This is a genomic window from Yoonia sp. SWMV100 (assembly GCF_056108365.1).
Window position 1 is genome coordinate 181,235 of the sequence record NZ_JBWBAQ010000006.1, and the last position, 25,226, is coordinate 206,460.

At 55.4% G+C, this 25,226-nt stretch carries 27 protein-coding genes and 1 other RNA gene; 15 read left to right on the forward strand and 13 right to left on the reverse strand.

Annotated elements, in window-relative coordinates; genetic code table 11:
* Nucleotides 1-46: 46 nt before the first annotated feature.
* Entirely contained in the window at nt 47-274 is a 228-nt protein-coding gene (locus tag ACXJGX_RS14170) for a sulfurtransferase TusA family protein (protein ID WP_474782790.1), read from the reverse strand.
* A 106-nt stretch (nt 275-380) separates the two neighbouring features.
* On the opposite strand from ACXJGX_RS14170, the gene ACXJGX_RS14175 reads away from it, so the two are divergent.
* From ACXJGX_RS14175 to ACXJGX_RS14190, 4 genes are all read left to right on the forward strand, one after another.
* Complete coding sequence (locus ACXJGX_RS14175; protein ID WP_474782792.1) at nt 381-1,136, forward strand: cytochrome c biogenesis CcdA family protein; 756 nt, start codon at nt 381-383, stop codon at nt 1,134-1,136.
* A 62-nt stretch (nt 1,137-1,198) separates the two neighbouring features.
* Complete coding sequence (locus ACXJGX_RS14180) at nt 1,199-2,470, forward strand: hypothetical protein (RefSeq protein ID WP_474782794.1); 1,272 nt, start codon at nt 1,199-1,201, stop codon at nt 2,468-2,470.
* Entirely contained in the window at nt 2,467-3,837 is a 1,371-nt protein-coding gene (locus tag ACXJGX_RS14185) for a cytochrome P450 (protein WP_474782796.1), read from the forward strand. Before ACXJGX_RS14180 ends, ACXJGX_RS14185 begins: the two co-directional genes overlap by 4 nt.
* Nucleotides 3,838-4,081: 244 nt before the next feature.
* On the forward strand, nt 4,082-4,324 hold the full coding sequence (locus tag ACXJGX_RS14190; protein WP_474782798.1) for a hypothetical protein: 243 nt from the start codon (nt 4,082-4,084) through the stop codon (nt 4,322-4,324).
* On the opposite strand, the gene ACXJGX_RS14195 is transcribed toward ACXJGX_RS14190, so the two are convergent.
* The 8 genes from ACXJGX_RS14195 to ssrA all read right to left on the reverse strand — a co-directional run bounded on the left by ACXJGX_RS14195 (nt 4,321) and on the right by ssrA (nt 10,111).
* Nucleotides 4,321-4,548, reverse strand: a complete 228-nt coding sequence (locus ACXJGX_RS14195; RefSeq protein ID WP_474782800.1) for a ribbon-helix-helix domain-containing protein — start codon at nt 4,546-4,548, stop codon at nt 4,321-4,323. The two genes, ACXJGX_RS14190 and ACXJGX_RS14195, sit on opposite strands and share 4 nt — an antisense overlap.
* Nucleotides 4,541-4,717: a DUF4169 family protein gene (locus tag ACXJGX_RS14200; RefSeq protein ID WP_474782802.1), complete on the reverse strand. Its 177-nt coding sequence runs from the start codon at nt 4,715-4,717 to the stop codon at nt 4,541-4,543. Before ACXJGX_RS14200 ends, ACXJGX_RS14195 begins: the two co-directional genes overlap by 8 nt.
* Nucleotides 4,714-6,105, reverse strand: coding sequence for a class II fumarate hydratase (gene fumC / locus ACXJGX_RS14205; protein ID WP_474782804.1), 1,392 nt, complete (start codon nt 6,103-6,105; stop codon nt 4,714-4,716). Before fumC ends, ACXJGX_RS14200 begins: the two co-directional genes overlap by 4 nt.
* A gap of 71 nt (nt 6,106-6,176) precedes the next feature.
* Nucleotides 6,177-6,650, reverse strand: coding sequence for an SspB family protein (locus tag ACXJGX_RS14210; protein ID WP_474782806.1), 474 nt, complete (start codon nt 6,648-6,650; stop codon nt 6,177-6,179).
* 61 nt (nt 6,651-6,711) lie between these two features.
* Nucleotides 6,712-7,965 (reverse strand): chromate efflux transporter, encoded by a 1,254-nt coding sequence (gene chrA / locus ACXJGX_RS14215; RefSeq protein ID WP_474782808.1) that lies wholly within the window; start codon nt 7,963-7,965, stop codon nt 6,712-6,714.
* A 293-nt stretch (nt 7,966-8,258) separates the two neighbouring features.
* Nucleotides 8,259-8,906 carry a DUF1194 domain-containing protein gene (locus tag ACXJGX_RS14220; RefSeq protein ID WP_474782810.1) on the reverse strand — a complete coding sequence of 216 codons (648 nt, stop codon included), beginning with the start codon at nt 8,904-8,906 and terminating at the stop codon, nt 8,259-8,261.
* 37 nt (nt 8,907-8,943) lie between these two features.
* Nucleotides 8,944-9,699 (reverse strand): phytochelatin synthase family protein, encoded by a 756-nt coding sequence (locus ACXJGX_RS14225; RefSeq protein ID WP_474782812.1) that lies wholly within the window; start codon nt 9,697-9,699, stop codon nt 8,944-8,946.
* 63 nt (nt 9,700-9,762) lie between these two features.
* Nucleotides 9,763-10,111: a transfer-messenger RNA gene (gene ssrA / locus ACXJGX_RS14230) on the reverse strand.
* Between the two features lie 101 nt (nt 10,112-10,212).
* Here ssrA and ACXJGX_RS14235 point away from each other — a divergent pair.
* The 3 genes from ACXJGX_RS14235 (at nt 10,213) to ACXJGX_RS14245 (ending at nt 13,141) form a co-directional block, all read left to right on the forward strand.
* Nucleotides 10,213-11,082 carry a hypothetical protein gene (locus ACXJGX_RS14235; protein WP_474782814.1) on the forward strand — a complete coding sequence of 290 codons (870 nt, stop codon included), beginning with the start codon at nt 10,213-10,215 and terminating at the stop codon, nt 11,080-11,082.
* Nucleotides 11,083-11,343: 261 nt separating this feature from the next.
* Nucleotides 11,344-11,739 (forward strand): TadE/TadG family type IV pilus assembly protein, encoded by a 396-nt coding sequence (locus tag ACXJGX_RS14240; RefSeq protein ID WP_474782816.1) that lies wholly within the window; start codon nt 11,344-11,346, stop codon nt 11,737-11,739.
* Nucleotide 11,740: 1 nt separating this feature from the next.
* On the forward strand, nt 11,741-13,141 hold the full coding sequence (locus ACXJGX_RS14245) for a pilus assembly protein TadG-related protein (RefSeq protein WP_474782818.1): 1,401 nt from the start codon (nt 11,741-11,743) through the stop codon (nt 13,139-13,141).
* Nucleotides 13,142-13,316: 175 nt separating this feature from the next.
* Here ACXJGX_RS14245 and ACXJGX_RS14250 read toward each other — a convergent pair whose 3' ends face one another.
* From ACXJGX_RS14250 to ACXJGX_RS14265, 4 genes are all read right to left on the reverse strand, one after another.
* Entirely contained in the window at nt 13,317-13,928 is a 612-nt protein-coding gene (locus ACXJGX_RS14250; protein ID WP_474782820.1) for an SCO family protein, read from the reverse strand.
* Between the two features lie 53 nt (nt 13,929-13,981).
* Nucleotides 13,982-14,428 (reverse strand): copper chaperone PCu(A)C, encoded by a 447-nt coding sequence (locus tag ACXJGX_RS14255; RefSeq protein WP_474782822.1) that lies wholly within the window; start codon nt 14,426-14,428, stop codon nt 13,982-13,984.
* A gap of 60 nt (nt 14,429-14,488) precedes the next feature.
* Entirely contained in the window at nt 14,489-14,878 is a 390-nt protein-coding gene (locus tag ACXJGX_RS14260) for a hypothetical protein (RefSeq protein ID WP_474782824.1), read from the reverse strand.
* A 130-nt stretch (nt 14,879-15,008) separates the two neighbouring features.
* Nucleotides 15,009-16,052 carry an ABC transporter substrate-binding protein gene (locus ACXJGX_RS14265; RefSeq protein WP_474782826.1) on the reverse strand — a complete coding sequence of 348 codons (1,044 nt, stop codon included), beginning with the start codon at nt 16,050-16,052 and terminating at the stop codon, nt 15,009-15,011.
* A gap of 213 nt (nt 16,053-16,265) precedes the next feature.
* Here ACXJGX_RS14265 and ACXJGX_RS14270 point away from each other — a divergent pair, with 213 nt between their 5' ends.
* The 8 genes from ACXJGX_RS14270 to ACXJGX_RS14305 all read left to right on the forward strand — a co-directional run bounded on the left by ACXJGX_RS14270 (nt 16,266) and on the right by ACXJGX_RS14305 (nt 25,222).
* On the forward strand, nt 16,266-16,769 hold the full coding sequence (locus ACXJGX_RS14270; protein WP_474782828.1) for a DinB family protein: 504 nt from the start codon (nt 16,266-16,268) through the stop codon (nt 16,767-16,769).
* Between the two features lie 30 nt (nt 16,770-16,799).
* The gene (gene acuI, locus ACXJGX_RS14275; RefSeq protein WP_474782890.1) at nt 16,800-17,786 is read left to right on the forward strand and encodes an acryloyl-CoA reductase; all 987 of its coding nucleotides are present in this window, start codon (nt 16,800-16,802) and stop codon (nt 17,784-17,786) included.
* A 59-nt stretch (nt 17,787-17,845) separates the two neighbouring features.
* Nucleotides 17,846-19,258, forward strand: a complete 1,413-nt coding sequence (locus ACXJGX_RS14280; protein WP_474782830.1) for a cryptochrome/photolyase family protein — start codon at nt 17,846-17,848, stop codon at nt 19,256-19,258.
* A 302-nt stretch (nt 19,259-19,560) separates the two neighbouring features.
* Nucleotides 19,561-20,001 (forward strand): TrgA family protein, encoded by a 441-nt coding sequence (locus ACXJGX_RS14285; protein ID WP_474782832.1) that lies wholly within the window; start codon nt 19,561-19,563, stop codon nt 19,999-20,001.
* A gap of 3 nt (nt 20,002-20,004) precedes the next feature.
* Nucleotides 20,005-21,120, forward strand: a complete 1,116-nt coding sequence (locus ACXJGX_RS14290) for a gamma-glutamylcyclotransferase (RefSeq protein WP_474782834.1) — start codon at nt 20,005-20,007, stop codon at nt 21,118-21,120.
* A 51-nt stretch (nt 21,121-21,171) separates the two neighbouring features.
* Nucleotides 21,172-22,203 (forward strand): cysteine synthase A, encoded by a 1,032-nt coding sequence (locus ACXJGX_RS14295; RefSeq protein ID WP_474782836.1) that lies wholly within the window; start codon nt 21,172-21,174, stop codon nt 22,201-22,203.
* Nucleotides 22,200-24,509 carry a mechanosensitive ion channel family protein gene (locus tag ACXJGX_RS14300; protein ID WP_474782838.1) on the forward strand — a complete coding sequence of 770 codons (2,310 nt, stop codon included), beginning with the start codon at nt 22,200-22,202 and terminating at the stop codon, nt 24,507-24,509. The genes ACXJGX_RS14295 and ACXJGX_RS14300 overlap by 4 nt, the downstream gene beginning before the upstream one ends.
* Entirely contained in the window at nt 24,506-25,222 is a 717-nt protein-coding gene (locus ACXJGX_RS14305) for an alanyl-tRNA editing protein (RefSeq protein WP_474782840.1), read from the forward strand. The genes ACXJGX_RS14300 and ACXJGX_RS14305 overlap by 4 nt, the downstream gene beginning before the upstream one ends.
* Nucleotides 25,223-25,226: the final 4 nt, after the last annotated feature.

The window sequence follows — 25,226 nt, forward strand, 5'->3', positions numbered from 1 at the left end:
CAGCGAGAAAAAAATACGCCGCTCCTTCGGGGGCGGCGTTTTACGTTTAGGCTTTGCGGATGAGATAAATTTGACCGGTATCGTCTTCTGCGGTGCTGATCAGGCTGTGCCCTGATTCAGCGCAGAAATGTGGTACGTCGATTATGGCGGCGGGATCATCTGCAATCATCCGCAACACTTGGCCGGATTGTAACGTTTGCAGCCGCTTGCGGGCTTTAAGAACGGGCAGGGGGCATAGCAGGCCACGTGCATCAAGATCAGCATTATGTGTCATGGGTATTGATTATGTCCGATGTTTCATCCTGTCCACTAACTTGTGAGAAATCACAAGGTGACCCTGTGCTAAGTCTGTATTAGAAAAAGCCAAAAAAGGGCCTCAGATGTTTGAAACCACGGCAATTTTTGATGCGGCATTGCTGCCAGCCATGTTGGTGGCTTTGGCGGCAGGCGTGTTGTCGTTCCTCAGCCCGTGTGTGCTGCCTGTTGTGCCGCCTTACCTTGCGTATATGGGTGGCGTGTCCGTCAGCGAATTTGAGGCACAGTCCCACGCCCGCCGCCGCGTCTTGTTTGCTGCGATGTTTTTTGTGTTGGGGCTATCGACGATTTTTGTGCTTTTGGGCCTCGCATTTTCGACGATCGGGCGCGCGTTGTTAGGCTACCAGGATTGGTTCAGCACCGTTGCCGGGGCTGTTGTGATGGTTCTTGGTGCGCATTTCGTGGGAGTTTTCCGTATCGGATTTTTGGATCGTGAAATGCGTGTTGATGCGGGTGATCACGGTGGATCGGCGTTTGGTGCGTATCTGCTAGGGCTTGCTTTTGCGTTCGGGTGGACACCCTGCCTTGGCCCGATCCTGGGCGCGATCCTGAGCTTGGCCGCGTCAGAGGCCAGCATCGGGCGCGGCACGGCTTTGTTGATGGTTTACGCGATCGGGCTGGGCATCCCGTTCCTTTTGGTCGCAGCCTTCTTTCCGCGCCTGAAAGGTGTGATGGGATGGATGAAGCGGCATCTGGGGCAGATTGAACGTACCTCTGGTCTGTTGTTGTGGACGGTCGGACTGATGATGGTGACGGGCCAGTTTTCCGCACTAAGCTATTGGCTTCTTGAACATTTTCCTGCCTTGGCTGCGATCGGTTAAAGGCTTATGTTTTGCTGCATGATCCGCTAGGTTGCTGAAAGCGGACGCAGCAGGGAACAGCAATGACCGAAAAGATACAGCAGGTCACACGGCGCCGGGTGTTTCATATTCCGGGCTATGACCCATTTCCGCCGCGCCGTTATCGCGAATTATACCGGACAGAAAGTCAGGCGCAGGCGCTTGTCAGCGGTTATAAAATCGCGGTTCAGGCGCGCGATGCCGGTGACACATTCGGATGGAACGTGCAGGCAAATATCGATGGCACCGATGTGGTCACATGCGTTGATGTTCTTGTTTGGTCCGATATCGTGCGCGACAGCATGGCACAATCAATCTTGGCGACATATCTGCAGCTGATTCAAACGGCGTGGATCTATGTCAGTACGGGTACGCTGCGTCGGCTTATGTGGATGCGCAAAGGGCCGATCATCGCCGCACTTTATCCGGTCGGTATGCTGCTGTTGCAGCTTTTTTTGGCGGTTCAGATAGGTCACTTTGTTGGCGGTTTGGTACACAGCGCTGGCCTGTGGGTCGCGGCGATGACGGGGTCTGCGGGTGTTGCCGCGATCATTGGCTGGTTTGCATGGTGCGTCAAATTCGTATTGTGGGCGGGTGTCGCCGCGTGCATTCTGAAATGGTTTCAATCAAAAGATAACAAGCTTTTCGCCTACTATCTGATGCATGACTATGCGTTTTCCGCACGGCTTTGGGGTGCAAACCCGCCTGCGCTTGAGGCGCGGATGACGGAATTTGGTGATGAAATTGCAAAGGCGTTCACGGGGCGTGTCGACGAGGTCTTGATCGTCGGTCATTCGTCCGGTGCACATTTGGCGATATCCATCCTTGCTGATCTGATCCGCAGTGGCCGGGTCCCCGTAGACGGGCCGCGGTTGGCGCTTCTTTCGCTTGGTCAGGTGGTGCCGATGATGTCATTTCTGCCAAAAGCACGGCGGCTTCGCACAGATTTGGCATTTCTATCGACCCAAGACCGGATCACGTGGGTTGATGTGACCGCGCCCGGCGACGGATGCTGTTTTGCGCTGTGTGATCCGGTAAGCGTGACGGGTGTCGCGCCACTCGGCAAACGCTGGCCGCTTGTTATTTCTGCGTCTTTCACGCAAACCCTGTCGCCTGAGCGGTGGAAAGCATTGCGGTGGCGGTTTTTCCGTCTTCATTTTCAGTATCTTTGTGCCTTCGATCGACCAAAGGATTACGACTACTTTGCCATTACCGCAGGCCCGCTCACGCTGCATGATCGCTATGCGCAGCGTGCGCCGTCAAAATCGCGCATCGATGTGGCCGCATCAAAATTTACGTCCGTGATGCCACAGTGACAGATTTGCCTCCCAAACCGCCGGCGCGGCCTGATAAGGTATCTCTTTGGCGCTACATGCGTTTGTTTCGCCGCGACATTCTTTCGGCACAGCCCGCAAGGTTATACCGGGCGTGGATGGCCGAATTTCGGACGCCGTTTTTTCGAAGCTATTTGGTCAATGACCCTGCGCTGCTCGCGCGGGTTTTAAAAACGCAGGCGGATGATTTCCCTAAATCCGATCGGATAGGTGCCGGACTGCGCCCGTTGTTGGGCGACAGCGTTTTTCTAACCAATGGTGAACGCTGGAAGCGTCAACGCCGGATTATTGATCCGGCATTTGAAGGCGGGCGGCTTCGGGACACATTTCCGGGCATTTTGGCGGCGGGCGAGGCGGCAGTCGCGCGCTTGACCCCTTTGGCCGATATGGTGCCGCATGAGATAGAGGAATTGACCAGCCACATCGCTGCGGACGTCATTTTTCGGACCCTGTTTTCGTTGCCGATCGAGGACGCGACAGCCCAAAAAGTGTTTCATGAATTTAAGGTTTACCAACGATCACAACCGATTTTGAATTTGGCGGCTTTTGTACCGGGGCCGCGTTGGATGCCGCGGTTTTTTCGCGCAGACACACGCAACACCGCCAACACCATTCGGGCCTTGATTAAGCAATTGACCCAAGACCGACTGGACTTGATCGCATCTGGGGCTGCTCCTGATGACTTGGCGACCAAGATCATGACCACCCGCGATCCTGTCACTGGCGCCAGCTTTGATCTGGATGAAATGGTGGATCAGGTTGCGATCTTCTTTTTGGCAGGCCATGAAACCAGCGCATCCGCGTTGGCATGGACGTTGTACCTGTTGGCGCGCTACCCCGAATGGCAGGCGCAGGTCGCAGCAGAGGCGCAACGTTTCAATGGAAATTTCGGGGATCTGTCACAGCTCAAGGTGACGCGCGACGTGTTTCGCGAGGCGTTACGACTATATCCGCCTGTGCCGATGATGGTCCGAGAGGCGGCGACAGAAACCGAGTTCCGCAAACGCCGCATCCGACGCGGCGCACAGGTCGTGTTGTCGCCATGGCATCTGCATCGCCACACCCGTTTGTGGCAGAACCCTGATGCCTTTGACCCCGGTCGCTGGTCAACGGACGCTGGAAAAGACAGTGCGCGCGATGCCTATCTGCCGTTTTCGGCTGGGCCGCGTGTCTGCACCGGGGCAGGTTTCGCGATGATCGAGGGCGTTACCCTGATTGCACAACTTACGAAGAAGTTTCACTTTTTTCCCGTTGAAGGCGAAGAGCCCGTTCCCGTTGCTCACCTAACCGTGCGTGCCCAAAAAGGGATCATGTTACGATTCTTGAAACATACGGACAGCGTTGACTGACCAGATGGTCAAAAATTAATCACAATCAACTTAAGGCAGGTGTTTATGTGGCGGAATCTGGCGTTAATCGTGCCGAATTGTGCAGGTTTTCGCTCACAGTCGAGTGATCTTGTGCTTTTTGTCGACAGCCCGAGCGAAAAACATGTAATAACATAAATGAATACTCTCGACGCTCTCACTGGTAAAGCGATGCGTGGAAGGGTTGATCGGGATTTACGAAACCACTCAGTAGCGAGGCACATCAATGACTATTGCGCTCCCAGGCTCGTCCAAAAAAGGTTTAGGCGGACTTTTTGGTCGCAAGAGCAAAGCCGTGGTAAAATCGCCTACTGCTGAAAAGCAGCTGTCAGCCGAGCAAGTTGCCAAAATGTTTTCGAAGGGCGCTCGCCCCGAGGTCGCTGTGAACCCGCGCAAGCTGAACGAGAGCGAAAAAGAAGACCGCGCACAATTGGGAAACCTTCGCGGCGCGCTCTACTCCAAAGATTAATCCTGACGGGCAAGCGCCCGTTCTAACACGTATACCCGCAGGGCCGATGCGAGACCGATGTCTCCTCGGCCTTCGTCAATTTCAACGGCCAGACCGTTGATTGTTTTGCCATCTATATCTGCGATGCGGCGAAACTGATCCCAAAAAATATCCTCAAGCGACACGCTGGTGCGATGCCCTCGCAGGGTTAGTGATCTTTTGACAGGGCGCGCGTGTTTATTCATCTTCAAACTTGTGCTGCGACAGCCGGTCACTGATTTGTTTTTGTTGCGCCGCATCCAAAAGCCTTTCGGCCTTGGTGCGACCAAAGCGGACGGCGTTTGCGTCCGCTTTGGCTTTGGCCTCGGCGCGGGTTTGCGCCTTGCGGGCCTGATTAAGGTTGATCGGCTTCACTTAGGGCCAATCATATCTTCGGGGCGCACGACCTTGTCAAACGTGGCCTCATCCACGAAACCAAGCGCAATCGCTTCTTCTTTTAATGTGGTTCCGTTTTTATGCGCGGTCTTGGCGACGGTTGTCGCGTTGTCGTAGCCAATCGTCGGGGCAAGCGCCGTCACCAGCATCAGGCTTTCGCGCATCAGCTTTTCAATGCGCGCACGGTCTGCCTTGATGCCGACAACGCAGTTATCGGTAAACGCGCCTGATGCGTCACCCAAAAGCTGCATGGATTGCAACACGTTATAGGCCATCATTGGCTTCATCACGTTCAGCTCGAAATGGCCCTGTGACCCTGCAAAGCCAACAGCGGCGTCATTCCCCATGACGTGTGCGCAAACTTGGGTGATGGCCTCTACCTGCGTCGGGTTGACCTTGCCGGGCATAATCGACGACCCCGGTTCGTTCTCGGGCAGCATCAGTTCACCCAGACCGCAGCGGGGGCCTGATCCCAGCATCCGGATGTCACACGCGATTTTATAAAGACTGCCCGCCACGGTTTTCAGCGCGCCTGACATTTCCACCAACGCGTCGTGGGCTGCCAGGGCTTCGAATTTGTTCGGGGCCGTAACAAAGGGCATGCCGGTGATATCTGCCATATGGGCGGCCACGGTTTCGCCCCAGCCTTTGGGGGTGCTAAGGCCCGTTCCCACAGCGGTGCCACCTTGTGCCAGTTCGTAAATCGCGGGCAGGGCGGCTTTGATCCGGCGCAGCCCCATGGCAACCTGATGCGCATAGCCGCTAAATTCCTGACCCAAAGTGAGTGGTGTCGCGTCCATCGTATGGGTGCGGCCGATCTTGATAATGTCGGCAAATTCTTCTTGCTTGGCGACCAGCGCCTTATGCAGTTTTTCAAGGCCGGGGATGGTCACATCGCGGGCAGTTGTGGCGACGGCGATATGCATCGCGGTTGGGAACGTGTCGTTTGATGACTGACCCATGTTGCAATGATCGTTGGGGTGAATGGGATCTTTGGATCCGATCACGCCACCCAGCATTTCGATGGCACGGTTGCTGATCACCTCGTTGGCATTCATGTTTGACTGGGTACCCGACCCGGTTTGCCAGACGACAAGCGGAAAGTGGTCATCCAGTTTGCCAGACACGACTTCGGCGGCAGCGGCGATGATGGCGTCCGCTTTGGCTGCGTCAAGCTTGCCGCGCTCTTTGTTCGCGATGGCGCAAGCTTGTTTAATGACGCCAAGTGCGCGCACGATTGCAACAGGTTGCTTTTCCCAACCAATCGGAAAATTCATTATAGAGCGCTGGGTCTGGGCACCCCAATAACGATCGGATGGGACCTCGAGCGGTCCAAAGCTATCTGTTTCGGTACGTGTGGCGGTCATGTCTTTACCCCTTTTGAAATGCTTTCAAACTGGGGTTTAAGCTGCGGCACGCCATATCGCAAGATGAACGGTTACTTGCGAAATTTATCCAAGCTAACCACTTCGGCTTCTTTACGCTCGGTCGGGGCGGGTTCAACCATTTCGTCCATCGGGGCCTCTGGGACGTCAAGAACGGATTCGTCTTCGTCGGTATCGGGGCTTTCAAAGCGCAGGCCAAATTCCACGGACGGATCAACAAATGTGCGGATGGCATCGTAAGGAATGACCAGCCGTTCGGGGCTGTCGCCAAAATTCAGTGTGATTCCAAAACCTTCGTCGGTGACATCAAGGTCCGCAAACCAATGCTGGATGACAATCGTCATATCGCCCGGGTACCGGTCTGACAACCAATCCGCGATTTCGACGCCGGGGTGATTGGTATCAAACGTTACAAAAAAATGATGTTCGCCGGGCAGTCCATCCTTGGCAATTTCAATCAGCACATTCTGGATAAGCCCGCGCATGGCGCGGTGCATCAGGTTTCCATAGTCGATGGTACGTTTCACAGCGATATCCCCTTCGTTCTTGGGGCCAGCATACGGTGTTTTCGCGGGGTGAAAAGGGGCGTTATGCGATTGCCGCACCCGCCGCATAAATCATCAGACTAGTGCCTGCAGATGTGAATAAAACATACCCCAATGCCCATTTGTAGCGCAATAGGAGCAAACCACTCAACACCGCAAGACACACCGCCAAAGGCTGCAACGTCAACACAGACGGCCAAACAATGTGCAGCGGCCCCCAATCGACGACGCCGGTTTTGCTGAAAAACACATGCACCGCGAACCAAAGCGACAAGTTGGCGATAACACCCACGACTGCTGCCGTGATGCCCGCCAATGCACCCCGCAGCCGCGGCCATCCGTCAAGCTGCTCGATCAAAGGTGCGCCCGCGAATATCCATATAAAACAGGGGACAAACGTCACCCACAGCGTCAATAGCCCCGCCAAAATCGCAAGCCCCGCGCCACCCTTGGCCATCCCCGCCAGCATCCCCACAAACTGCGTAACCAGGATGAGTGGCCCGGGTGTCGTTTCAGCAAGCCCCAATGCGTCCATCATTTGTGCTGTGGTCAACCACTGATGGTCAACCACCACCTGCTGGGTCATATAGGCCAGCACCGCATAGGCCCCCCCAAAGGTAACGACCGCGAGTTTGGAAAAGAAAATGCCGAGCGCCAACAAAAACGACTGGTCGACATAGCCGACGACAGCGATGGGAAGCACCCATAGGACCCCACCAACGATCAATGTTCGCAGCGTGCCCTGAAAGTCGACAGGTTTGATTGCCGTCTGATGAGGTGTTGGCGTGGTCATTGCCGCGCCAACGACGCCGCAGACCAGAACCACCAACGGAAACGGGGCGGCAAATGCAAACAGTGCGATAAATGCGCCAATTGCAAAATAGATGTGCGATCTGCGTTGCAGCGCGCGTTTGCTGATTTTGATCAGTGCCGCGATCACGATCACAACCACGCAGGCCTTGATCCCCAAAAAGGCGGCCTGCACAGCCGGCAGTGATCCATATGTTCCATAAGCCAGTGCCAAGGCCATAATAACCAACGCCCCCGGCAAAACAAACAAGCCGCCAGCGATTAATCCGCCCATGACGCCCTGACGTTTCCATCCTGCATAGGTCGCCAATTGCATTGCCTCTGGCCCGGGTAACAGCATGCAAAACGACAGGGCGCGCAAGAATTCGTCTTCGGTCATCCAGTCGCGGGTCTCGACCAATTCTTTGTGCATCAGGGCAATCTGGGCGGCGGGTCCACCAAACGACAGCAGCCCGATACGGCCAAATACGCGGACAATATCATCCATGCTTATGCCCCCGCTGGCCAATAATGGTCTTTGTTTCGACCATCGCGTGCCCAGCGAAAAAGCGCGCCATAGTTCAGCACGCCCGCGCGACATTTGTTATGAATGGTGACATCAATGCCAGGGCACGTCGGTGCGCCGATCAGACGCAACAAAATTTCTGCTGCCACTTTATTTCCGAGCATGAGAGCATCCTTTCTGAGCGTTTCAGTGGATGCGAACCTTGAACCGATGCCTTACAGGACGCTCGCCGGCCCCTTTGCAGGGTTTTGCCGCGTTTTTGTTGATGCGTCAAGCTAGCCCATAACCTTGGTAAGTTCGCGCAGGATCTTTGCGCGAATGGCTTCGGGATAGTTGCGATGCGCGCGCGCGGTTACGACGAACCCGTCGCGGGTGATCACTGAATCTGCATAAAAGTTTGTGATCGCCATCCCCATCGATTCAATCGCGATCGCGTTGATGGTGACCCCTGCGCGTTGCGCGGCTGCGCGGGCGCGGCTGACATCACTGCCGCCATTGGGTGTGCCATCGCCAGATATGTCAATCACGCGGCGGTCACAGGCAGGGGCCGCGCGTAAAATGTCGAGCGCGTAATAAATTGCCTCTGCGGGTGCTGTGTCTGACAGCACAAAGGCCCGTTCCATCTGTTGCACGCGTAGGGCAAGGCGTTCGGCATCTATCGCTGTGTGGATATGTGTCCACCCGACCGACAGGTCTTGCTTGTCAGCGCCGGACCACTGCATCACGGCAATTGCCGCGTTACCTTTGACCATTGCGGCGACAATATCGGGGTCGCGCAGCGCGCTGACCGTTCCGTCGGTTTGCAGCCGGTATTCGGCGACATCGACTGAATTGGACACATCAATTGTTAGCGCCAAAGCAACATCGCAAGCCGACACGCCTGTGGCGCATAGCAACAAATACAAAGGGGCGAGGAAATGCATGCCTTAGTTTCCTCGCCCGTGGTATATTTTGCAAGCTTTAGCTGGCGGCGCGGATCATGACAAAACCACCTGTCTCGCCTTCCAGCGGGCCATGCTCGGCGGATGTTGGTTTGACAATGGCGTCAAGAAGGGTGTCGACCGAGGTCCAATAGGGAATATACCATTCCTGATCGACTTCTAAAATCAGCACGCGTTCTTGTTCGGCGTCATAGGCACCCACCAGCGCAACATGGGGACCGTCCCAGTCATCTGTCACAACCCCCTGATTGAAATAGACCAAGATTGCATTGTCGGAACTGGCTTCGTTTTCAATCAGCATGTCGACCAATCGTGTGCGCGCCAAGTCAGACACCAGTGTGGGGTTGAACTGCATGACCGAACGACCAAGCCCGACGGCCGAAACCGCCTGGGTCGTGAAGTCGACCAGTTGTTGAAACGTCACGCCGTCCCCGCCTTCGGCAGATAGGGTGGCCCAGTCGGCATTTCCGGTCAGTTCCAGCAATGCCTGCTGCGTCATAATGGTTTCAGACGCCCATTCGGGTTGGCCCATGATCCCGTTCAACGCAGCAGTGACAGCGGCGATCGAACACGCCGATGTGGTGAACTGAGGTTTAACGAACGATGAAAACGCCCAATAATCGGGCGCATCATTTGCGCGCAGATAGGTGTTGTCTTGCGTGATCGCGACCGCGTTCGGGCCGAGTTTGGGATAATCATCGGCCTCTTGGGCAAGCAGCGGCGTGCCGCCGGCAAGAAGTGTCGTTAACGCGAAGGAAAGGTAAGCACGCATCATGCGCTCCATGCAAAGTGTGATGAACAACGCTATCCTAGCATGCGCGAATTTGGAAAGAGGGAAAGTGCAGGTTTCTGTTGCCAGGTACCTGCGAACCCCGCCTATGGTCGCAAAACCATAGGGCTTAAGTTTTCGATATTTCGCACAGCTTACGCTGCGAGAGCCATCGGTGCTTTGTTGTCATTTGCAACTAGCTTTTTTGTACCGATAACGGTGGTAACTCACCGAGACAAAGCATACCTCTTTAGACGTTCGTCGATCCTATTTCGTCCCCATGATCCCCAAAGAAGGATTTTTGGTGGAGACGCCGGGTACCGCCCCCGGGTCCGATCCGCTTATTACAAGCGCGTTTATGTCCATAGTCCCGAAGGACATGACACAGATAGGGCGCGTACCGCTGACGTGCAAGGGGCCATCGCCTAAAACTGTGGTCATATAGCGTGACAGTGACGTCATGTCTGGCCAATCCCTATCATCAGCGCTATTGCGCCCAAAACTTTTGGGGCAGTCGCAATGGATTTTGCATCTCGTTTCTTTGCTGGACTATGCGTTGGGGCCATGCTGTTTCCGCAAGGTTCGGTCGCGCAAGGCGCCGCCTCTGGCCAAGTGATGTTGGGCTATCTGGATAACACTTCTCTCACGACCGGTTACGTGTTTGGTGATTTCACTTTGTCACTGCACGGCGAAACCTATGGTGTTGACGTGGGGATGTTTGGCGTTGTCGGGCGGTTGCACGAAACTTATGCGGCACTGACATGGAAGCAAGGCGCCAATGTGTTGGAATTCGGCTTTCCACGCCCCGCATATGACCGGTTTGCCCCGTCAGCGTTGACACAGCTCATGCCCCGCCTCGCGCTTGAAAATATCGGCGCCAGCCGTAGTCGTGCAACTGATGGCACAATGACGGAACCCGATTTTTTGCCCTATGGTGCGGTCTATCGGTTGCAAAATAAAACCTCCCAGATCGCCATGTCGCTGCATGGTGTCCCCGATTATGATGTGACGGTCTTTGGGGCAGGTGGGCGCATGGCGCGCGGCGATTGGTTGCTTGACGTTGGGGTCGAAGCTGTTGCGCAATATGGCGACCTTGACTGGAATGCTAAGGCGCAGCTTCGCAATGAACGTGACTGGGGGAAATTTGGCGTCGGGGTTTTTGATGCAACCGCCAATGATGCCGGCCTGACCGCCGAGATTTTTGTGTTGGCGCAGGTGGGGGATGATCTCTCGCTTAGCGGGGTTGCGCGATACACCGATGACACTGACGCGCAATTTGGACTAGGGGCCAGCTACGACATGGGGCGCGGCATCAGCGCGGCCGTTGCCGTCGTTGACGGTCAATCTGATGCAGTGTCTGTCGATGCTTCGGTTGCATTTTCGTTTTGAACGCCTGCGTTTAAAGCCGTTATTTTTCTGGTGTTTCACCCCAAACAAACGGACATCACATCAATTTTTCATGTGTCTGGGTTTCGGAGTTAACGTTGGTTTAATCAACAATGGTGTCACCCGTGCGTCATTATCGGCGTCTGCGGGTATGAGACACAAAAAAAACACAAAACAATTGGGGATTCAGGCGGAGTCGAACAAATAGGCGCCACAATTTTTAGCGAGGGAGAATTTGGGGAAGTTTAAACGGGATGCATTCGAATGAAAAACTGTAACGATTTAGTAAGGCGTTTTCGAAAAAGTGAGGACGGAAGTTCAAGTGTCGAATTTCTGATTTGGGTTCCTGTCATGGTGTTTTTTCTGACGATGACCACAGACGCAACCCTTCTGATGCACGAGCAACAAAATTTATATAACGCGGCGCGGGACGCCTCACGCCAAGTAGCCTTGGGTCAAAAAAACGAGGAAGAAGCGGAAGACGAATTATTCGCCCGTTTCAACATCCCGACCTTGATTGCTGATGTGGCGATTGCCGATGGCTATGTGAAGACGTCAATCACTGTGCCATTCGATGAAATTACGCGTATCAGCGGATTTTTTGTAAATGGTAACCTGAGTGCCGAAGTATCTATGTGGGTAGAAAATGCAGAATCTTGATATGACAACACGCGTTCAGCGTTTCCGCGGCGACGAAACCGGGTCTGCCACTGTATTGGGGTTGTTCTTCTTTATTGCGACAGCCGTCATTCTGGGCCTCGCGCTTGATCAGGCGAACGGGTGGCGTGTGCGAACCCAAATGCAGATCGCGACTGATGCCGCTGCTTTGGCGGGTGCTGCAAACCTTGATGATCTGGCAAATGCGCGCACCATCGCGCTTGAGGTCGCGAACAGAAACCTTCCCACCCTATATGCAATTGAAGCCGACGATATTCACTTTGGTCATGTCGATCTGGTGTCCTTTGAATTTGTCGAAGGGGCGGACAACGACGGGACGATTTCTGCGGTTGCGGTTGACGCCATGAGGACAAAGCAGCGCGCAAATGCCGTGCCGACCTATCTTTTGAAACTGGTTGGCTTTGACACATTGGACGTGACAGCGACGTCAGTCGCCGCGGCGCAGTTGAACATGAATGGCGGGGGCGTTGCCGGTTGTGAAGATGCCGTGTTCTTCTCGGAGGCGTCGGTATCAGCAGGGGGCGGGTACTCTCTTGACGGTGCGGTGTGTATGCATGGGAATGGTACCGGTACAAGCGGCTACTACGTGCATAGCGGTGGCGACGAAATACTGAACCCCGAGGTCCGTTTTTCGTCACCGAATATCGATAAGATATATCTTGGCACCTCTTATGAACCTGCTGATCTGGACCGGAAGCAGTTGATGGTAGAACGTAGCATGCAAGCAAGTTTGCTGCCCAAACTTGACAGCATGTACGATGACCTTTGGGCTGCACTGTGGTCAAGCGGCGACGAAACATATGAAGGTGAGCTTTTGCCGTCATTTTTCTTTGAAAATGGGGCCCTACCGATTGTGCGGGTCGACGGTTACTGGAACGCGATGACAACTGACTTTGGCTGGAACAAGCCCGTTATCCAGGAAAACCACATTTATGTCGTGAATGGCGGTGTGAATATTGCGTCCGGATCTAGCTTCAGCAACGTTGTGATCATTTCAAATGACGCGATCAACGTTGGTGGCGGCGGAGGGACAACATTTGATAAAGTGTATTTCTTTGGCAGAAGGGACACCGGCGGTAGTCAGGCGGCTGTTTGGGGGAATCCAGATGTATGTGCGTCACAGAACTATACTGTCTACCTGTTCAGCAAGGAAGGTTCAGTGAACTTTGGCAACCAGGCGAGCGGTGTTGTCGCGGCTGGCCCACGGATGAACATTGGCGGGTCATTGAACGGATCAGGAATTTATATCGAGTCGCGCGGGTCATTTCCCCTGGGTGGTGACATGGATATCAAAGCTTGTGGCAGTGCCCGTCAGCCCGCCTATGAGCTAACCGATTTTGGTGTCGCGTCATCTGGAAGTACCGGATCATACCTGTACCGCTAAAGTAACCGAAGCACGACGAAAAGGGGGCGCAGGTTGCGCCTCTTTTTTATATCGTTTTTGAAATCTGCGCCGAACCGTCGCAAGTTTGTCTGCGCCCCAGCCACCGTGTATGACGACAACGCCGCGGCCGGGGGCACAGACCTAAACGGGCCTTGGATCGAAAGGCAGGGCTATTTTAAGCCTGACGGTCGATAAAGCAGGACGTGATATCGGCGATTTGTTCCGGGGTGTGTTCGCGCTTGAAAAACGTGGCCATTCCAGTGTTCGGGAACATCAAATAGGTCTGCACAGAGTGGTCCACCAGATAGTAGTCCGGATCGCCGTCTTCTTGCTTACGGTAATAGGTCCGGTAGGTCTGCGACGCTGCCTTTACCTGATCGGGCGTGCCAGTGAGCCCCAGCATATCCTCGTGAAAGTTATCTGTGAAATCGCGAACAACCTCGGGCGTGTCGCGGTCAGGGTCGATTGAAATAAAGACGGTTCCAACGTCGTAACCGCGATCAGCTAGCAGATAGGCCGCTTGCGCATTGCGCGCACTGTCAAGCGGGCACACATCAGGGCAGAAGGTATAACCAAAGTAGACCAGCGTCGGTTTCGTAATCACGTCCGTTTCGGTGACGGTCTCTCCGGTTTCGGACATCAGTTCGAACGGACCCCCGATCGCCCCGCCAGCAATCGCTGTATCCCCACAGGGCGCGGGTGTGTCGGGTTGCATCGTTGACCACGTATAAAGTCCCAATGTCCCCGCGGCGAGAAGCGTCGTGGCGCCAAAAACAATTGCTTTCATGGCTTTCTCCTGTGTTGGGGTCTCTTTTATCCAAAGAGACCCGCAGATTGGGTTTAATTCGTATGGGCCATTTCGCGGGCAACCACATCGAAAGACACGTCAATGTCACCGGCATGTTCGAAGACCAGCGTCGCCGGGATCGTTTCGCCTATCTCGAAGGGGTCACCTTTTAATCCCATAAACATGATATGATAACCGCCGGGCTCTAGCGTCACGGTTTGGCCTGCAGGAATGGAAATGCCGTCCACATGTTTCATGCTGGCGATCCCATCATTGAATTCCGTCGTGTGAAGCTGGGTGCTGGGAAAGTCCGCGACAATACCCACCAGGGTGTCGTCGGTGTCCCCGGTGTTTGTGATCTCTAGGAAGCCGCCGCCAGACATGGCTGTCGCTGCGGTTTCAAAGGCGCGTGTATGGGTGATGCTGATGATGCTCTCGGCGTGGGCAGCGGACGCGCCCAGTGTCAAAAGGATGGCGCAAGCCGATTTTGTCAGTTTCATTGTATGTCTTTCTCATTGGTTTGGCGCAGGGGCCAGAAATTTGCTGTTGGGTCGGATTGCCTAGGCCAACGGCGGCGCACGCGGCGCATAGGCCCAGTCCAGCTGAGAAAGATCATGGTTTGTGTGCTGACGTGGCCAGACCCGTGTCGAATTGGTGGCCACGCGCAGCGCTGACTGTAACGGCGCGTCGAGCAAGCAGCTATGTGAGATCAGGCAGGCTTGGCACGCTGTGCTGTCCACGTGCCGCGGATCACCCGGTTGACCGCAAAGATCATCCCAACTGCCCCCCGCGAGAACATACGCCGTTGCTTGGGCGTCTTGCTGTAGGGCAGGGCGATTATGCCCAAGCCCGACCATCAAAAGCGCAACGATCGCGACACAGGCAACCCAAATGCGCCACGCGAACGCGCGTCTGGCACGATGTTGCAAAGTGTCGCCGACTGTCTTCATAAGGTGTGATTGCCGTGTTGCTGCGAAATTGTACAGTGGTGATTGCGTCGCAGGGCGCGGTCGATCAGTGTGCGTCCCACAAAAAAAGCGGCGCATCGCTGCGCCGCCTGTTTCGTGCGTGTCGCCCTGATCAGAAGCCGGCTTTGATCAATTCAAACGTTTCTGCCTGACGTTCGCGCATCTCATTGCTCATGGGAAGCTGCGCCAGCACCGGGACGTCAATCGCACCAAGGCCCGAGGCGACCAGATCATCTTCGCTGACTTGGCTCGCAAGCGCGACTGCGTTGGCGGACCCGTATCCGGCGTCCAGCAGTGGAACGACCGACGATTCGTCCAGCATCGCGTTCAGGAAATCATAGCCCTTGTCTTCGACGCCGGGGCCATCTTTCAGGTTCACATAACCGCACAACCACAGCGACGATCCTTCGGCGGCTTCACGTTGGAACGCGATCGGGCGGCCTTCTTCGACCATGGCCGGGAATGTTTCGTTCCACGCCCAGCTGATCAGAATTTCGCCGGATGACATCAGCTGTGCCAACTCTGCCGGGTCGGTCCAATACGTGCGCAGATTTGGGTGCACTTCACGAAGCCAGTTTGACGCGGCTTCGAATTGTTCGTCCGTGGCCTCGGTCCAGTTGGCCACACCTGTTGCAAGATACGCCAGCGCATAGGCGTCGTCTGTGTTGTCAGGAAGGGTCAGTCGGCCGGCATAGGCAGGGTTTTTAAATACCTGCAGGCTGGCAACGTCCTCTGCGGGGACTTCTTCCGGGTTATATGCGATTGCCGTCGAGCCGAAATCGGTTGGGATGAAATAGATGGAATCGGCCGCGCCGACATCCGTACCTGTCAGGTTACGGTCCAAATCGGCATAGGCCGTAATCTTTGTGGTATCCCACGGTTCGATGATGCCGCTTTCGGTCCATTTGGTGACAGAGCCCGCACAGATGTGTGAAACATCTGCCTGAAAGCCAGAGCGCAGCTTTTGAAACGCTTCGTCTTCGTCGCCAAAAAATGCAAAGCTGGGGTTATCCCCGTTTTTTGCAATATAGGTGCTGTGAAATGCCGGGTCTTCGAAGCCCGAATAATCAAACACCAACAGATCGGCGTCTTGCGCAAATGCAGCTGTAGCCATCGCAGTCAAAGAGGCTGCGCCCAATAGTTTACCAAATTTCATGAATCGTTCTCCCGATGATACATTAGAAGTTAGATTAGGTGGGGCATACCTGAGCGACAAGAGGGATATTCGCACCTGTTCGTGACATCGCCATGTGCTGTAAACCTTGGCACAAAAAACCGCAAAAGCGTTAAAAAATAGCGTTGCCGTGTTGTGTTTGGGCTGGCAACGTGGTCGCATTAGGCTCGCTGGGATCAAAAAAGGATACTGGGCATGATCACCCCCGAATACTGCCGTACTATGGCCGCGTATAATCGTTGGCAAAACAATGGGTTGCGTGATATTGTTGCCGTCATGACTGCGGCGGAGCTGACCGCTGACCGCGGGGCGTTTTTTGGCAGTATTCTGGGGACGCTGAACCATTTGCTGTGGGCTGACACGTTATGGATCAGTCGCTTTGATGGTGGTCCTGGCACCGCGCTGACGGTAGGGGACAGCACCACATTTACGCAAACACCCGCGGTTTGGGCCGCCGAAAGATTCCGGATGGACGCCCGGATCGCGCTGTGGGCTGATCGGGTACATGCGATTGATTTGGTCGGAAATTTGTCGTGGTATTCCGGGTCGTTGCAGCGTCACTTTGAAAAACCGATGGCGATGTGTGTGATGCAACTGTTCAACCACCAGACCCACCACCGCGGACAGGTTCACGCGATGATGACGGCAGCAGGATATAAACTGGGCGATACAGACCTTCCGTTTCTGCCCGAAAGCTGATCCAGTTATGGCGAACCTAGGGAGGATATGATGTTTAACGCTTTGATCGTCGAAAAAGACGCGGACGGTACGACCACTGCAACGGTGCAGCAAATCGGGATGGATCAATTGCCCGCAGGTGATGTGACTGTGTCCGTCGCGTATTCGACCGTCAATTACAAAGACGGACTGTGCATCGGACCAGGGGGCGGGCTGGTGCGCAACTATCCACATGTGCCGGGGATCGATTTTGCAGGCACAGTCGAGGCGTCCGACGATCCGCGCTATGCGCCGGGTGACAAGGTTGTCCTGACGGGGTGGCGCGTTGGCGAAGCGCACTGGGGCGGCTACGCCCAAAAAGCGCGCGTCAAAGCGGATTGGTTGGTGCCTCTGCCAGAGGGTCTGGATTTGCGTCGTGCGATGGCTGTCGGGACTGCGGGATTGACCGCGATGCTGGCGGTTATGGCGCTTGAGGATCACGGGATCAAAGATGGACCGGTGTTGGTGACGGGTGCTGCGGGTGGCGTTGGGTCGGTCGCAACCGCAATTTTGGCCCATCTGGGGTACAAGGTTGCTGCGGTAACGGGACGCCCGGAAACGGCTGATTACCTGCGATCGTTAGGCGCGACCGAAATTGTCGCACGTGAGGATTTGAATGAAACCACAAAGCGTCCGCTCGAGGCCGAAACCTGGGGGGGCTGCGTCGATGCCGTGGGCGGTGCGATGTTGGCGCGGGTTCTGGGACAGATGCAGTACGGTGCATCGGTGGCCGCGGTGGGCCTTGCTGGCGGCGCAGGATTGCCTGCAACCGTTGTCCCGTTTCTTTTACGCGGCGTGAATTTGTTGGGCATCGACAGTGTGATGCAGCCGTTTGACAACCGACTGCGCGCATGGGGCCGGATCGCCAAAGATTTGCCAATGGCTCAGCTCGACGCAATGATCCAAACCGCCAAACTGTCGGAACTGCCGGCGCTGGGGCAACAGATTCTAAAGGGGCAGGTCAAGGGCCGTGTTGTCGTTGATGTAAACGCAATCTAAGGGCTGCATTGACTTGTGGTCATGGGCGCTAGATTGGGACAGAGCATCAGGAGACACCAATGACCCAATCCCCGATTTTGATGTGGTTTCGCCGCGATTTGCGCCTTGCCGACCATGCGGCGTTAACGGCTGCCTGTGCCACGGGACGGCCGGTCATCCCCGTATTTATTTGCGACGATTTGCTAGGGGGACTGGGTGCCGCGGCAAAGATGCGTCTGGGTGCGAGTGTCGATGATTTTGCACAATTGCTTGCGGGTCGGGGCAGCCGGTTGATCTTGCGCCAAGGGGACGCGTTGACTGTCTTGCGAGAGCTGATTGCGCAAACGGGGGCCGGGGCAATCTATTGGTCGCGATTATACGATCCCCAACACAAGGCACGTGACACCGGGATCAAAGCGGCCCTGACAGATGACGGTATCACCGTCAAAAGCTTTGCCGGGCATATTCTGTTTGAACCTTGGACGGTCGATACGAAAGCGGGCGGGTATTACAAAGTATTCACGCCAATGTGGAAGGCAGTCCGTGATCGGGATGTGGGGTCGTGTTTGCCTGCGCCAGACCGTATTCCAACCCCCACGACGTGGCCGCAGTCTGACAATTTGTCAGATTGGCGGTTGGATGCCGATATGCGGCGCGGCGCAGATGTTTTGCAGCGCCATTTTTGCGTCGGCGAAACCGCGGCGTTAGATCGGCTCTCGCAGTTTATTGACGAAAAAATTGACGACTATGCACGGCACCGCAATATCCCCGGCAGTGATGCGACCTCGCGGCTTTCGGAAAATCTGACCTATGGAGAAATTAGTCCACGCCAGTGTTGGCACGCAGGATGGCGCGCATTGCATGACGGCGCAGGTGGGGCAGAGACATTTCTGCGCGAATTGGTTTGGCGCGAATTTGCGTATCATCTGGCGCATCACACGCCCCAATTGTTAACCGAAAACTGGAAGCCGGGATGGGACGACTTTCCATGGAATACTGCGGACACCCCAGAGGTGATCGCGTGGAAACAAGGGCGCACTGGCATCCCCTTTGTCGATGCCGCGATGCGCGAGATGTACGTCACGGGCACGATGCACAACCGCGCGCGCATGATCGTCGCGTCCTATCTGACAAAGCATCTTTTGACCCATTGGAAGGTCGGCATGGATTGGTTTGCAGATTGCCTGATCGATTGGGACCCTTGTAGCAATGCCATGGGATGGCAATGGGTTGCGGGCACCGGTCCAGATGCGGCGCCCTATTTCCGGGTTTTCAATGCGGTCACGCAACGCGAGAAGTTCGACCCCCAAAGTATATATGTTGATCACTGGATTGCAGAGACAACCAACACGCCGACCCCTGACGCGTGCAGCTATTTTGAGATGGTGCCGCTGCACTGGAAACTCTCCGCCGATGCGACATATCCGAACCCTGTGGTGTCCATGGCCGAAGGGCGCGCGCGCGCGTTGGCAGCATATGAGGCACAAAAATAGTGTGCAGCAGGGCAAAGGCGCAACAGGTCGCATGTGAAGGGGATAGCTAACTTAATTTATGAGAATCATATTGTAAATTACTGATATTATTTACAAATATGTCAAAATTTTTGGTTGGATCGCTTGCCAGTGACGCTGGCTTTCGCATCACATGACGTTCGGGTTCACTGACAAAACAGAACTTCGCGCTGACCTCTTGCGTGTCGCGCAACCTTGTCAGAAACTATACGTCAACTATTGCTGCTATTTGCGACCATCGCCCGCGCGCGACTGGGCCGCATCCTATCCAAGGATCTGATCTGATGCCCACTGCTGGACGCCTCGCTGGCGCTGTATTTTTCGCACTCTATGGTTGGTATATCGCGGGCATATCGGTGCCTTTCTTCCCAGAGGCGAATGCACCCAGCTATCTTGTTCCGCTTTGCGCGGGACTGGGTCTATTCCAAGGCTGGCAAGTTTTTGGGCGCCGTAGCGGCAAAGGATATAACGCCGCTATCGGGCATGGCCTAACGGTTGCTGCGGCGTTTTCGTTTTGGGTTCTGTTCACGATTTCATTTGTACAGATGATGAAAAATGCGATGCGGCACCTTTACGGTGGACCGATGGAAGCGCTGATCGATACATTTTCCCTGATGGCAGAGCGGGCTGCTTACTTTCTTGATGCAGGTTTTATTGCGACCGTGTTGATTGGTGGCGTCGTTTGCGCGCTTGCGGCGGAATATTTCGCAAAGCGGTATCCGTAGATAATGGACATTTTTGTCTATGGCACCTTGATGTCGCCGCGATTGTTTCAGGCCGTTGCGGGTGGTAAAATCGGGGCGCCGCAACATGCGACGTTGCAAGGTTACGCACGCTATCTGGCGCAAGGTGCGGGCGTTCCCTTTATCGATAAAAATGTTGGCAGCTCTGTCTCTGGCATCGTGTGGCGCGGGATGAACGCAGCGCAGGTGGCGCGCGTCGACCTGTACGAGAGCGTTTTTGGATACGCGCCTGACGCGGTTCATGTGCTGCTGGATGCAGGATCTGCACAGGTAAGTTGCTATGTCCCACAAAAGGGACTGGCTGCCGCGGATGCTGCATGGTCTTTGGCCGCGTGGGAAGACGCATCGTTGGCACCCGCGCTATTGGCCGCAGACGAAGTATTTTCGCATGAACCACTGCCGACACCAGTGGCGCTTCGGCGGATGTGGCCAATGATTGAATCGCGGGCTTGGGCAAAGTATCGTGTGCGTGTTGCGCCTGCCACGGTACGGCATAACGCGATGCCGGACGATATGACCATCGTGTCGTCCCGTGCGCCCGTTGGCGAGTTTTACCGGATGCAAAATATCGATGTGCATCACAAAATGTTTCGCGGTGCGCGATCAAAAACATTGAATCGCGAAGTTTTTATCGCGGTTGATGCGGCGTTTGTGCTGCCATACGATCCGGCGCGCGACAAAGTCCTGCTGGTTGAACAGGTGCGTATTGGTCCGACCGTGCGCCGTGATCCCAACCCGTGGATGCTGGAGCCGATCGCGGGAATAATCGACGCGGGCGAGACACCTGATCAGGCGGCGCACCGCGAAGCAGCAGAGGAGGCGGCGCTGACCGTCACCCGGTTGGAGCCGGTCGCAGAGTTTTATGCGTCACCTGGGGCGACTACGGATTATTTTTATACCTATATCGGCCTTTGTGACCTGCCGATGGACGATACATATTTGGGTGGTCTAGAGAGCGAGGGCGAAGATATACGCCTGCACCCGATCCCGTTTGAACGGGCGATGGCGCTTGCCGACAGCGGTGAAATTCAGGTGGGGCCGCTTCTGCTTATGCTGAACTGGCTGGCACGACACCGTGATCGGTTGCGCACCACGGCTTGAGTTCGCGGGGCCAGAGTTCTACACAGGTGGAACGTAATGAAAGGCGCCGCAATGACCATCCGTAATGACCTTGCCGAAGCTGTTGGCAACACGCCACTGATCAAACTCCGGGCTGCTTCAGAGGCAACTGGATGCACGATTTTAGGCAAAGCCGAATTTTTGAACCCCGGACAGTCGGTGAAAGACCGCGCCGCGCTGTATATGATTAAAGACGCGATCGCGCGCGGTGATCTGAAACCGGGTGGAACCATCGTCGAAGGGACTGCCGGGAATACCGGTATCGGGTTGGCATTGGTCGGGGCCTCGATGGGGTTCAAGACGGTCATTGTTATTCCGGAAACCCAAAGCCAGGAAAAGAAAGACATGCTGCGGCTGGCCGGTGCGCAGCTTGTCGAAGTGCCTGCCGCACCTTACCGCAACCCGAACAATTTTGTCCGGTATTCGGAACGGCTGGCGATTGAGCTGAACAAAACACTGCCAAACGGGGCCGTATGGGCGAACCAGTTTGACAATGTCGCCAACCGTCAAGCGCATATCGAAACCACCGGGCCTGAAATCTGGGCGCAGACCGATGGCAAGGTCGACGGGTTTATCTGTGCGTGTGGGTCTGGGGGAACTTTGGCGGGGGTCGCAATGGCGCTTCAGCCCAAGGGCGTCAAGATTGGTCTGGCAGATCCCGATGGCGCAGCGCTCTATTCCTATTACACCACTGGTGAACTCAAGATGGAAGGCGCGTCCATTTCCGAAGGGATCGGGCAGGCGCGAATCACAAAAAACCTTGAAGGTCTCAAGCCTGATTTTTGCTATAATATCAGTGATCAAGAGGCCATTCCTCTTGTGTTTGATTTGCTGAAAAACGAAGGTTTGTGCATGGGCGGGTCAACAGGCGTAAACATCGGTGGCGCAATACGCATGGCACAAGACATGGGCCCCGGCCACACGATTGTGACGGTGCTGTGTGACTATGGTACGCGCTATCAATCCAAGCTGTATAACCCTGACTTTCTGCGCGAAAAGGGACTGCCCGTACCAGACTGGATCGAGCGTGTCGTCGACCTGCCATCGGTTCTGGCGGACGCATGATCCGACGGTTCTTTTTCGCGGCGGTCATCGTCTGGATGTCGGTGGCCTATCCAGCGGCCTCTTGGGCCCAGGAAACAGCTGATGTACCAACCGCGGCAGAGGCCGATTGGGATCGTGTCGCGACCCGCGCAGAAGCGCTTGCCGGACGTGCAGAGGTATCTCTTTTTGCGATCACGCGCATCCGTGCCGAATTAGTGGCGTGGCGCGATGTTTTTCTGGCGGGGACACATGTCAATGAAGGGCGGATTGCCACGATAGACGCGCAGTTCGCCGCATTAGGTCCGGTTCCCGAAAACGGCGAGGAACCATCTGTGGTTGCCGCCCGCCGCGAAGATCTGACGGCCCAGCGGCAAAACCTCATCGCGCCACGGCTGTTGGCGCAAGAATCGTATGCGCGCGCGAACGGTTTGATCGGCGAATTCGACGCGATCGTGCTGCAACGTCAGGCCGATGCGCTTTTGGTGCGCGGTGTGTCCCCACTTTGGCCGACATATTTCCTTGAGGCCGCAGATGGCATGTGGAAAGCGACACAGTTGCTGGTTGTCGAAACCGCTGCAGGGTTTCGTGCGCAGGTCAATAACGGCAATCTGAACGCCACGCTTCCGCGCGCAGGCATATTGCTGATTTTGGGTATTGGTATGATTGGCCTGTTACGGCGGTGGATCACCGCGTGGCGTGCCAGAATCGCGCACCGTGACGGAAAGATCCAGCCGCTGTGGGTATTCATGGTCTCGGTGATCCAGATTGTGGTGCCGGTTGTTGGCCTGTTTATGATCACGCAGGGTTTGCTTGTTCCCAATATTGTCGGCGTTCTGGGCCGCAGTGTCATCGAGGCAATCCCAAAGGCAGGGTCGATTATCTTGGGAGGCTGGTGGCTGACACGCAACATCTTTCCGTCCGGTTCCGATGTTGGCTATTTGGGATACGATGCCGACACCCGAAGCGAGGGGCGGGTTGCAGGGCTGTCGATCGCATGGGTATTGGCGATCAGTACATTCATCGAAGCCGCGCTGTCCAATGTTGACCTGACAGATGGCGCGCGGGCTGCGGTTGAATGGCCGCTTATTTTTATTCTTGGTATTCTGCTGTGGCGCTTAGGGCTGGTGATCGGCACCAAGCCAGAGCCGCGTGAAAACGTGAACGTGTCGATCGGACGTGTCCGGAGCGTACTGGGGAAAGTCTGCGTTGTGGTGGCCTTGGTGGCGCCGCTGCTGGGCGCGATTGGTTATGGCGCTGCGGGCCGCGGTATTATGGTGCCGACACTCTATTCGCTTGGCGTTGTGGGCGTCGTTTTGGTGTTACAACGGTTGGTGCATGACCTTAGCCGCGATGATGATGACAACGGCACGAAGACCGGGGTGTTTGCACTGTTACCTGTGGTTGTCAGCCTGGTTCTTTATTTGATCAGTCTGCCGATTTTTGCGCTGATTTGGGGCGCCCGGGTTGATGATTTGCTTGAGGTCTGGACCAAATTTCGCGAAGGTTTTGCGGTTGGTGAAAGCCGGATTTCACCAACCGATTTCGTCACATTTGCGCTGGTCTTTGCTCTTGGTTATTTGCTGACCCGGTTTATTCAGGGATCATTGCGCAAAACCGTTCTGCCGCGCACCCGGCTTGACCTTGGTGGCCAAAACGCCGTGGTTGCGGGGTTTGGGTATGTCGGGATCATTTTGGCGGCAATCATCGCGATCACGAGCGCCGGGATTGACCTTTCGAACCTTGCGATTGTAGCCGGTGCACTGTCGGTGGGCATCGGTTTTGGCCTACAAAACATCGTCTCCAACTTTGTGTCGGGGATTATTTTGCTGATTGAACGACCGGTTAGCGAAGGTGACTGGATCGAAGTCGGCGGTCAAATGGGGTTTGTGCGGTCCATTTCGGTACGATCGACGCGGATTGAAACCTTTGACCGGACCGATGTGATTATACCGAACGCGGATCTTGTCAGTGGACAGGTTACAAACTGGACGCGCGGGAATTTGGTCGGTCGCGTGATTGTGCCCGTCGGGGTTGCCTATGGGACGGACACCGACCGGGTTTCCGAAATTTTACGTGAAATCGCCGAGGCGCATCCGCTTGTGATTATGACACCACCGCCGGGTGTTCTGTTTGTGGGTTTTGGTGCCGATTCACTGAATTTCGAAATTCGCGCGATTTTGCGGGATGTGAACTTTGTCATGGCCACAAAGTCTGAAATGAACCACGCGATCGCAAAGAAGTTCGCCGAAGAGGGCATTGAAATTCCCTTTGCACAGCGCGACATTTGGCTGCGTAACCCAGAAGTGCTGAACAAAGGGACCATATGACAGAGCTACTTTTCCGCGACGACGATTATTTGCGTGAAGCAAAGGGCAGGGTTGTCGAGATCACGTCAGAAGGCGGGATCGTCGTCGATCGGACCGTTTTTTATCCGACATCCGGGGGTCAGCCCGGGGATAGCGGAATGCTGACTTGGGATGGTGGTCGTCTGGAAATCGCGACAGCGGTAAAGGGTGCAGGGGACACTGTGGTGTTGCTGCCATCAGAGCCGTCAGCGTTGCCGCCGGTCGGCGCGAATGTCCTTCAATCGATCAACTGGGATCGCCGCTATCGTCACATGCGCGTCCATACGGCGCTGCATCTGCTTTCTGTTGTCATTCCGCTGCCAGTGTCCGGGGGCGCGATCGCCATGGACAAGGGGCGGCTTGATTTCGACATGCCCGACGCGCCCGCGGATAAGGACGCGCTGGAACACGATCTGAACCGTCTGATTGGATGCGACATGGATATCCGCGCGGAATGGATCACCGATGCGGACTTGGATGCGCAACCCGATTTGGTCAAAACCATGTCTGTTCAGCCACCACGCGGTAGCGGGAAAATAAGGCTGATCCGGATCGGGGTTGGCGCAGAGACGGCTGACTTACAGCCGTGCGGTGGCACACATGTTGCCAATACCAGCGAAATTGGCAGGGTGCGTATTGGCAAGATCGAAAAGAAAGGCCGTCAAAACCGGCGTGTCTATTTGCATTTGGAGTAGCGCG

What these genes read in the sequence shown, in the direction of transcription:
- ACXJGX_RS14170 (WP_474782790.1), bottom strand. Translation starts at nt 274, where the DNA reads ATGACACATAATGCTGATCTTGATGCACGTGGCCTGCTATGCCCCCTG.
- ACXJGX_RS14175 (WP_474782792.1), top strand. Translation starts at nt 381, where the DNA reads ATGTTTGAAACCACGGCAATTTTTGATGCGGCATTGCTGCCAGCCATG.
- ACXJGX_RS14180 (WP_474782794.1), top strand. Translation starts at nt 1,199, where the DNA reads ATGACCGAAAAGATACAGCAGGTCACACGGCGCCGGGTGTTTCATATT.
- ACXJGX_RS14190 (WP_474782798.1), top strand. Translation starts at nt 4,082, where the DNA reads ATGACTATTGCGCTCCCAGGCTCGTCCAAAAAAGGTTTAGGCGGACTT.
- ACXJGX_RS14195 (WP_474782800.1), bottom strand. Translation starts at nt 4,548, where the DNA reads ATGAATAAACACGCGCGCCCTGTCAAAAGATCACTAACCCTGCGAGGG.
- fumC (WP_474782804.1), bottom strand. Translation starts at nt 6,105, where the DNA reads ATGACCGCCACACGTACCGAAACAGATAGCTTTGGACCGCTCGAGGTC.
- chrA (WP_474782808.1), bottom strand. Translation starts at nt 7,965, where the DNA reads ATGGATGATATTGTCCGCGTATTTGGCCGTATCGGGCTGCTGTCGTTT.
- ACXJGX_RS14220 (WP_474782810.1), bottom strand. Translation starts at nt 8,906, where the DNA reads ATGCATTTCCTCGCCCCTTTGTATTTGTTGCTATGCGCCACAGGCGTG.
- ACXJGX_RS14225 (WP_474782812.1), bottom strand. Translation starts at nt 9,699, where the DNA reads ATGATGCGTGCTTACCTTTCCTTCGCGTTAACGACACTTCTTGCCGGC.
- ACXJGX_RS14235 (WP_474782814.1), top strand. Translation starts at nt 10,213, where the DNA reads ATGGATTTTGCATCTCGTTTCTTTGCTGGACTATGCGTTGGGGCCATG.
- ACXJGX_RS14240 (WP_474782816.1), top strand. Translation starts at nt 11,344, where the DNA reads ATGAAAAACTGTAACGATTTAGTAAGGCGTTTTCGAAAAAGTGAGGAC.
- ACXJGX_RS14245 (WP_474782818.1), top strand. Translation starts at nt 11,741, where the DNA reads ATGACAACACGCGTTCAGCGTTTCCGCGGCGACGAAACCGGGTCTGCC.
- ACXJGX_RS14250 (WP_474782820.1), bottom strand. Translation starts at nt 13,928, where the DNA reads ATGAAAGCAATTGTTTTTGGCGCCACGACGCTTCTCGCCGCGGGGACA.
- ACXJGX_RS14255 (WP_474782822.1), bottom strand. Translation starts at nt 14,428, where the DNA reads ATGAAACTGACAAAATCGGCTTGCGCCATCCTTTTGACACTGGGCGCG.
- ACXJGX_RS14260 (WP_474782824.1), bottom strand. Translation starts at nt 14,878, where the DNA reads ATGAAGACAGTCGGCGACACTTTGCAACATCGTGCCAGACGCGCGTTC.
- ACXJGX_RS14265 (WP_474782826.1), bottom strand. Translation starts at nt 16,052, where the DNA reads ATGAAATTTGGTAAACTATTGGGCGCAGCCTCTTTGACTGCGATGGCT.
- ACXJGX_RS14270 (WP_474782828.1), top strand. Translation starts at nt 16,266, where the DNA reads ATGATCACCCCCGAATACTGCCGTACTATGGCCGCGTATAATCGTTGG.
- acuI (WP_474782890.1), top strand. Translation starts at nt 16,800, where the DNA reads ATGTTTAACGCTTTGATCGTCGAAAAAGACGCGGACGGTACGACCACT.
- ACXJGX_RS14280 (WP_474782830.1), top strand. Translation starts at nt 17,846, where the DNA reads ATGACCCAATCCCCGATTTTGATGTGGTTTCGCCGCGATTTGCGCCTT.
- ACXJGX_RS14285 (WP_474782832.1), top strand. Translation starts at nt 19,561, where the DNA reads ATGCCCACTGCTGGACGCCTCGCTGGCGCTGTATTTTTCGCACTCTAT.
- ACXJGX_RS14290 (WP_474782834.1), top strand. Translation starts at nt 20,005, where the DNA reads ATGGACATTTTTGTCTATGGCACCTTGATGTCGCCGCGATTGTTTCAG.
- ACXJGX_RS14295 (WP_474782836.1), top strand. Translation starts at nt 21,172, where the DNA reads ATGACCATCCGTAATGACCTTGCCGAAGCTGTTGGCAACACGCCACTG.
- ACXJGX_RS14300 (WP_474782838.1), top strand. Translation starts at nt 22,200, where the DNA reads ATGATCCGACGGTTCTTTTTCGCGGCGGTCATCGTCTGGATGTCGGTG.
- ACXJGX_RS14305 (WP_474782840.1), top strand. Translation starts at nt 24,506, where the DNA reads ATGACAGAGCTACTTTTCCGCGACGACGATTATTTGCGTGAAGCAAAG.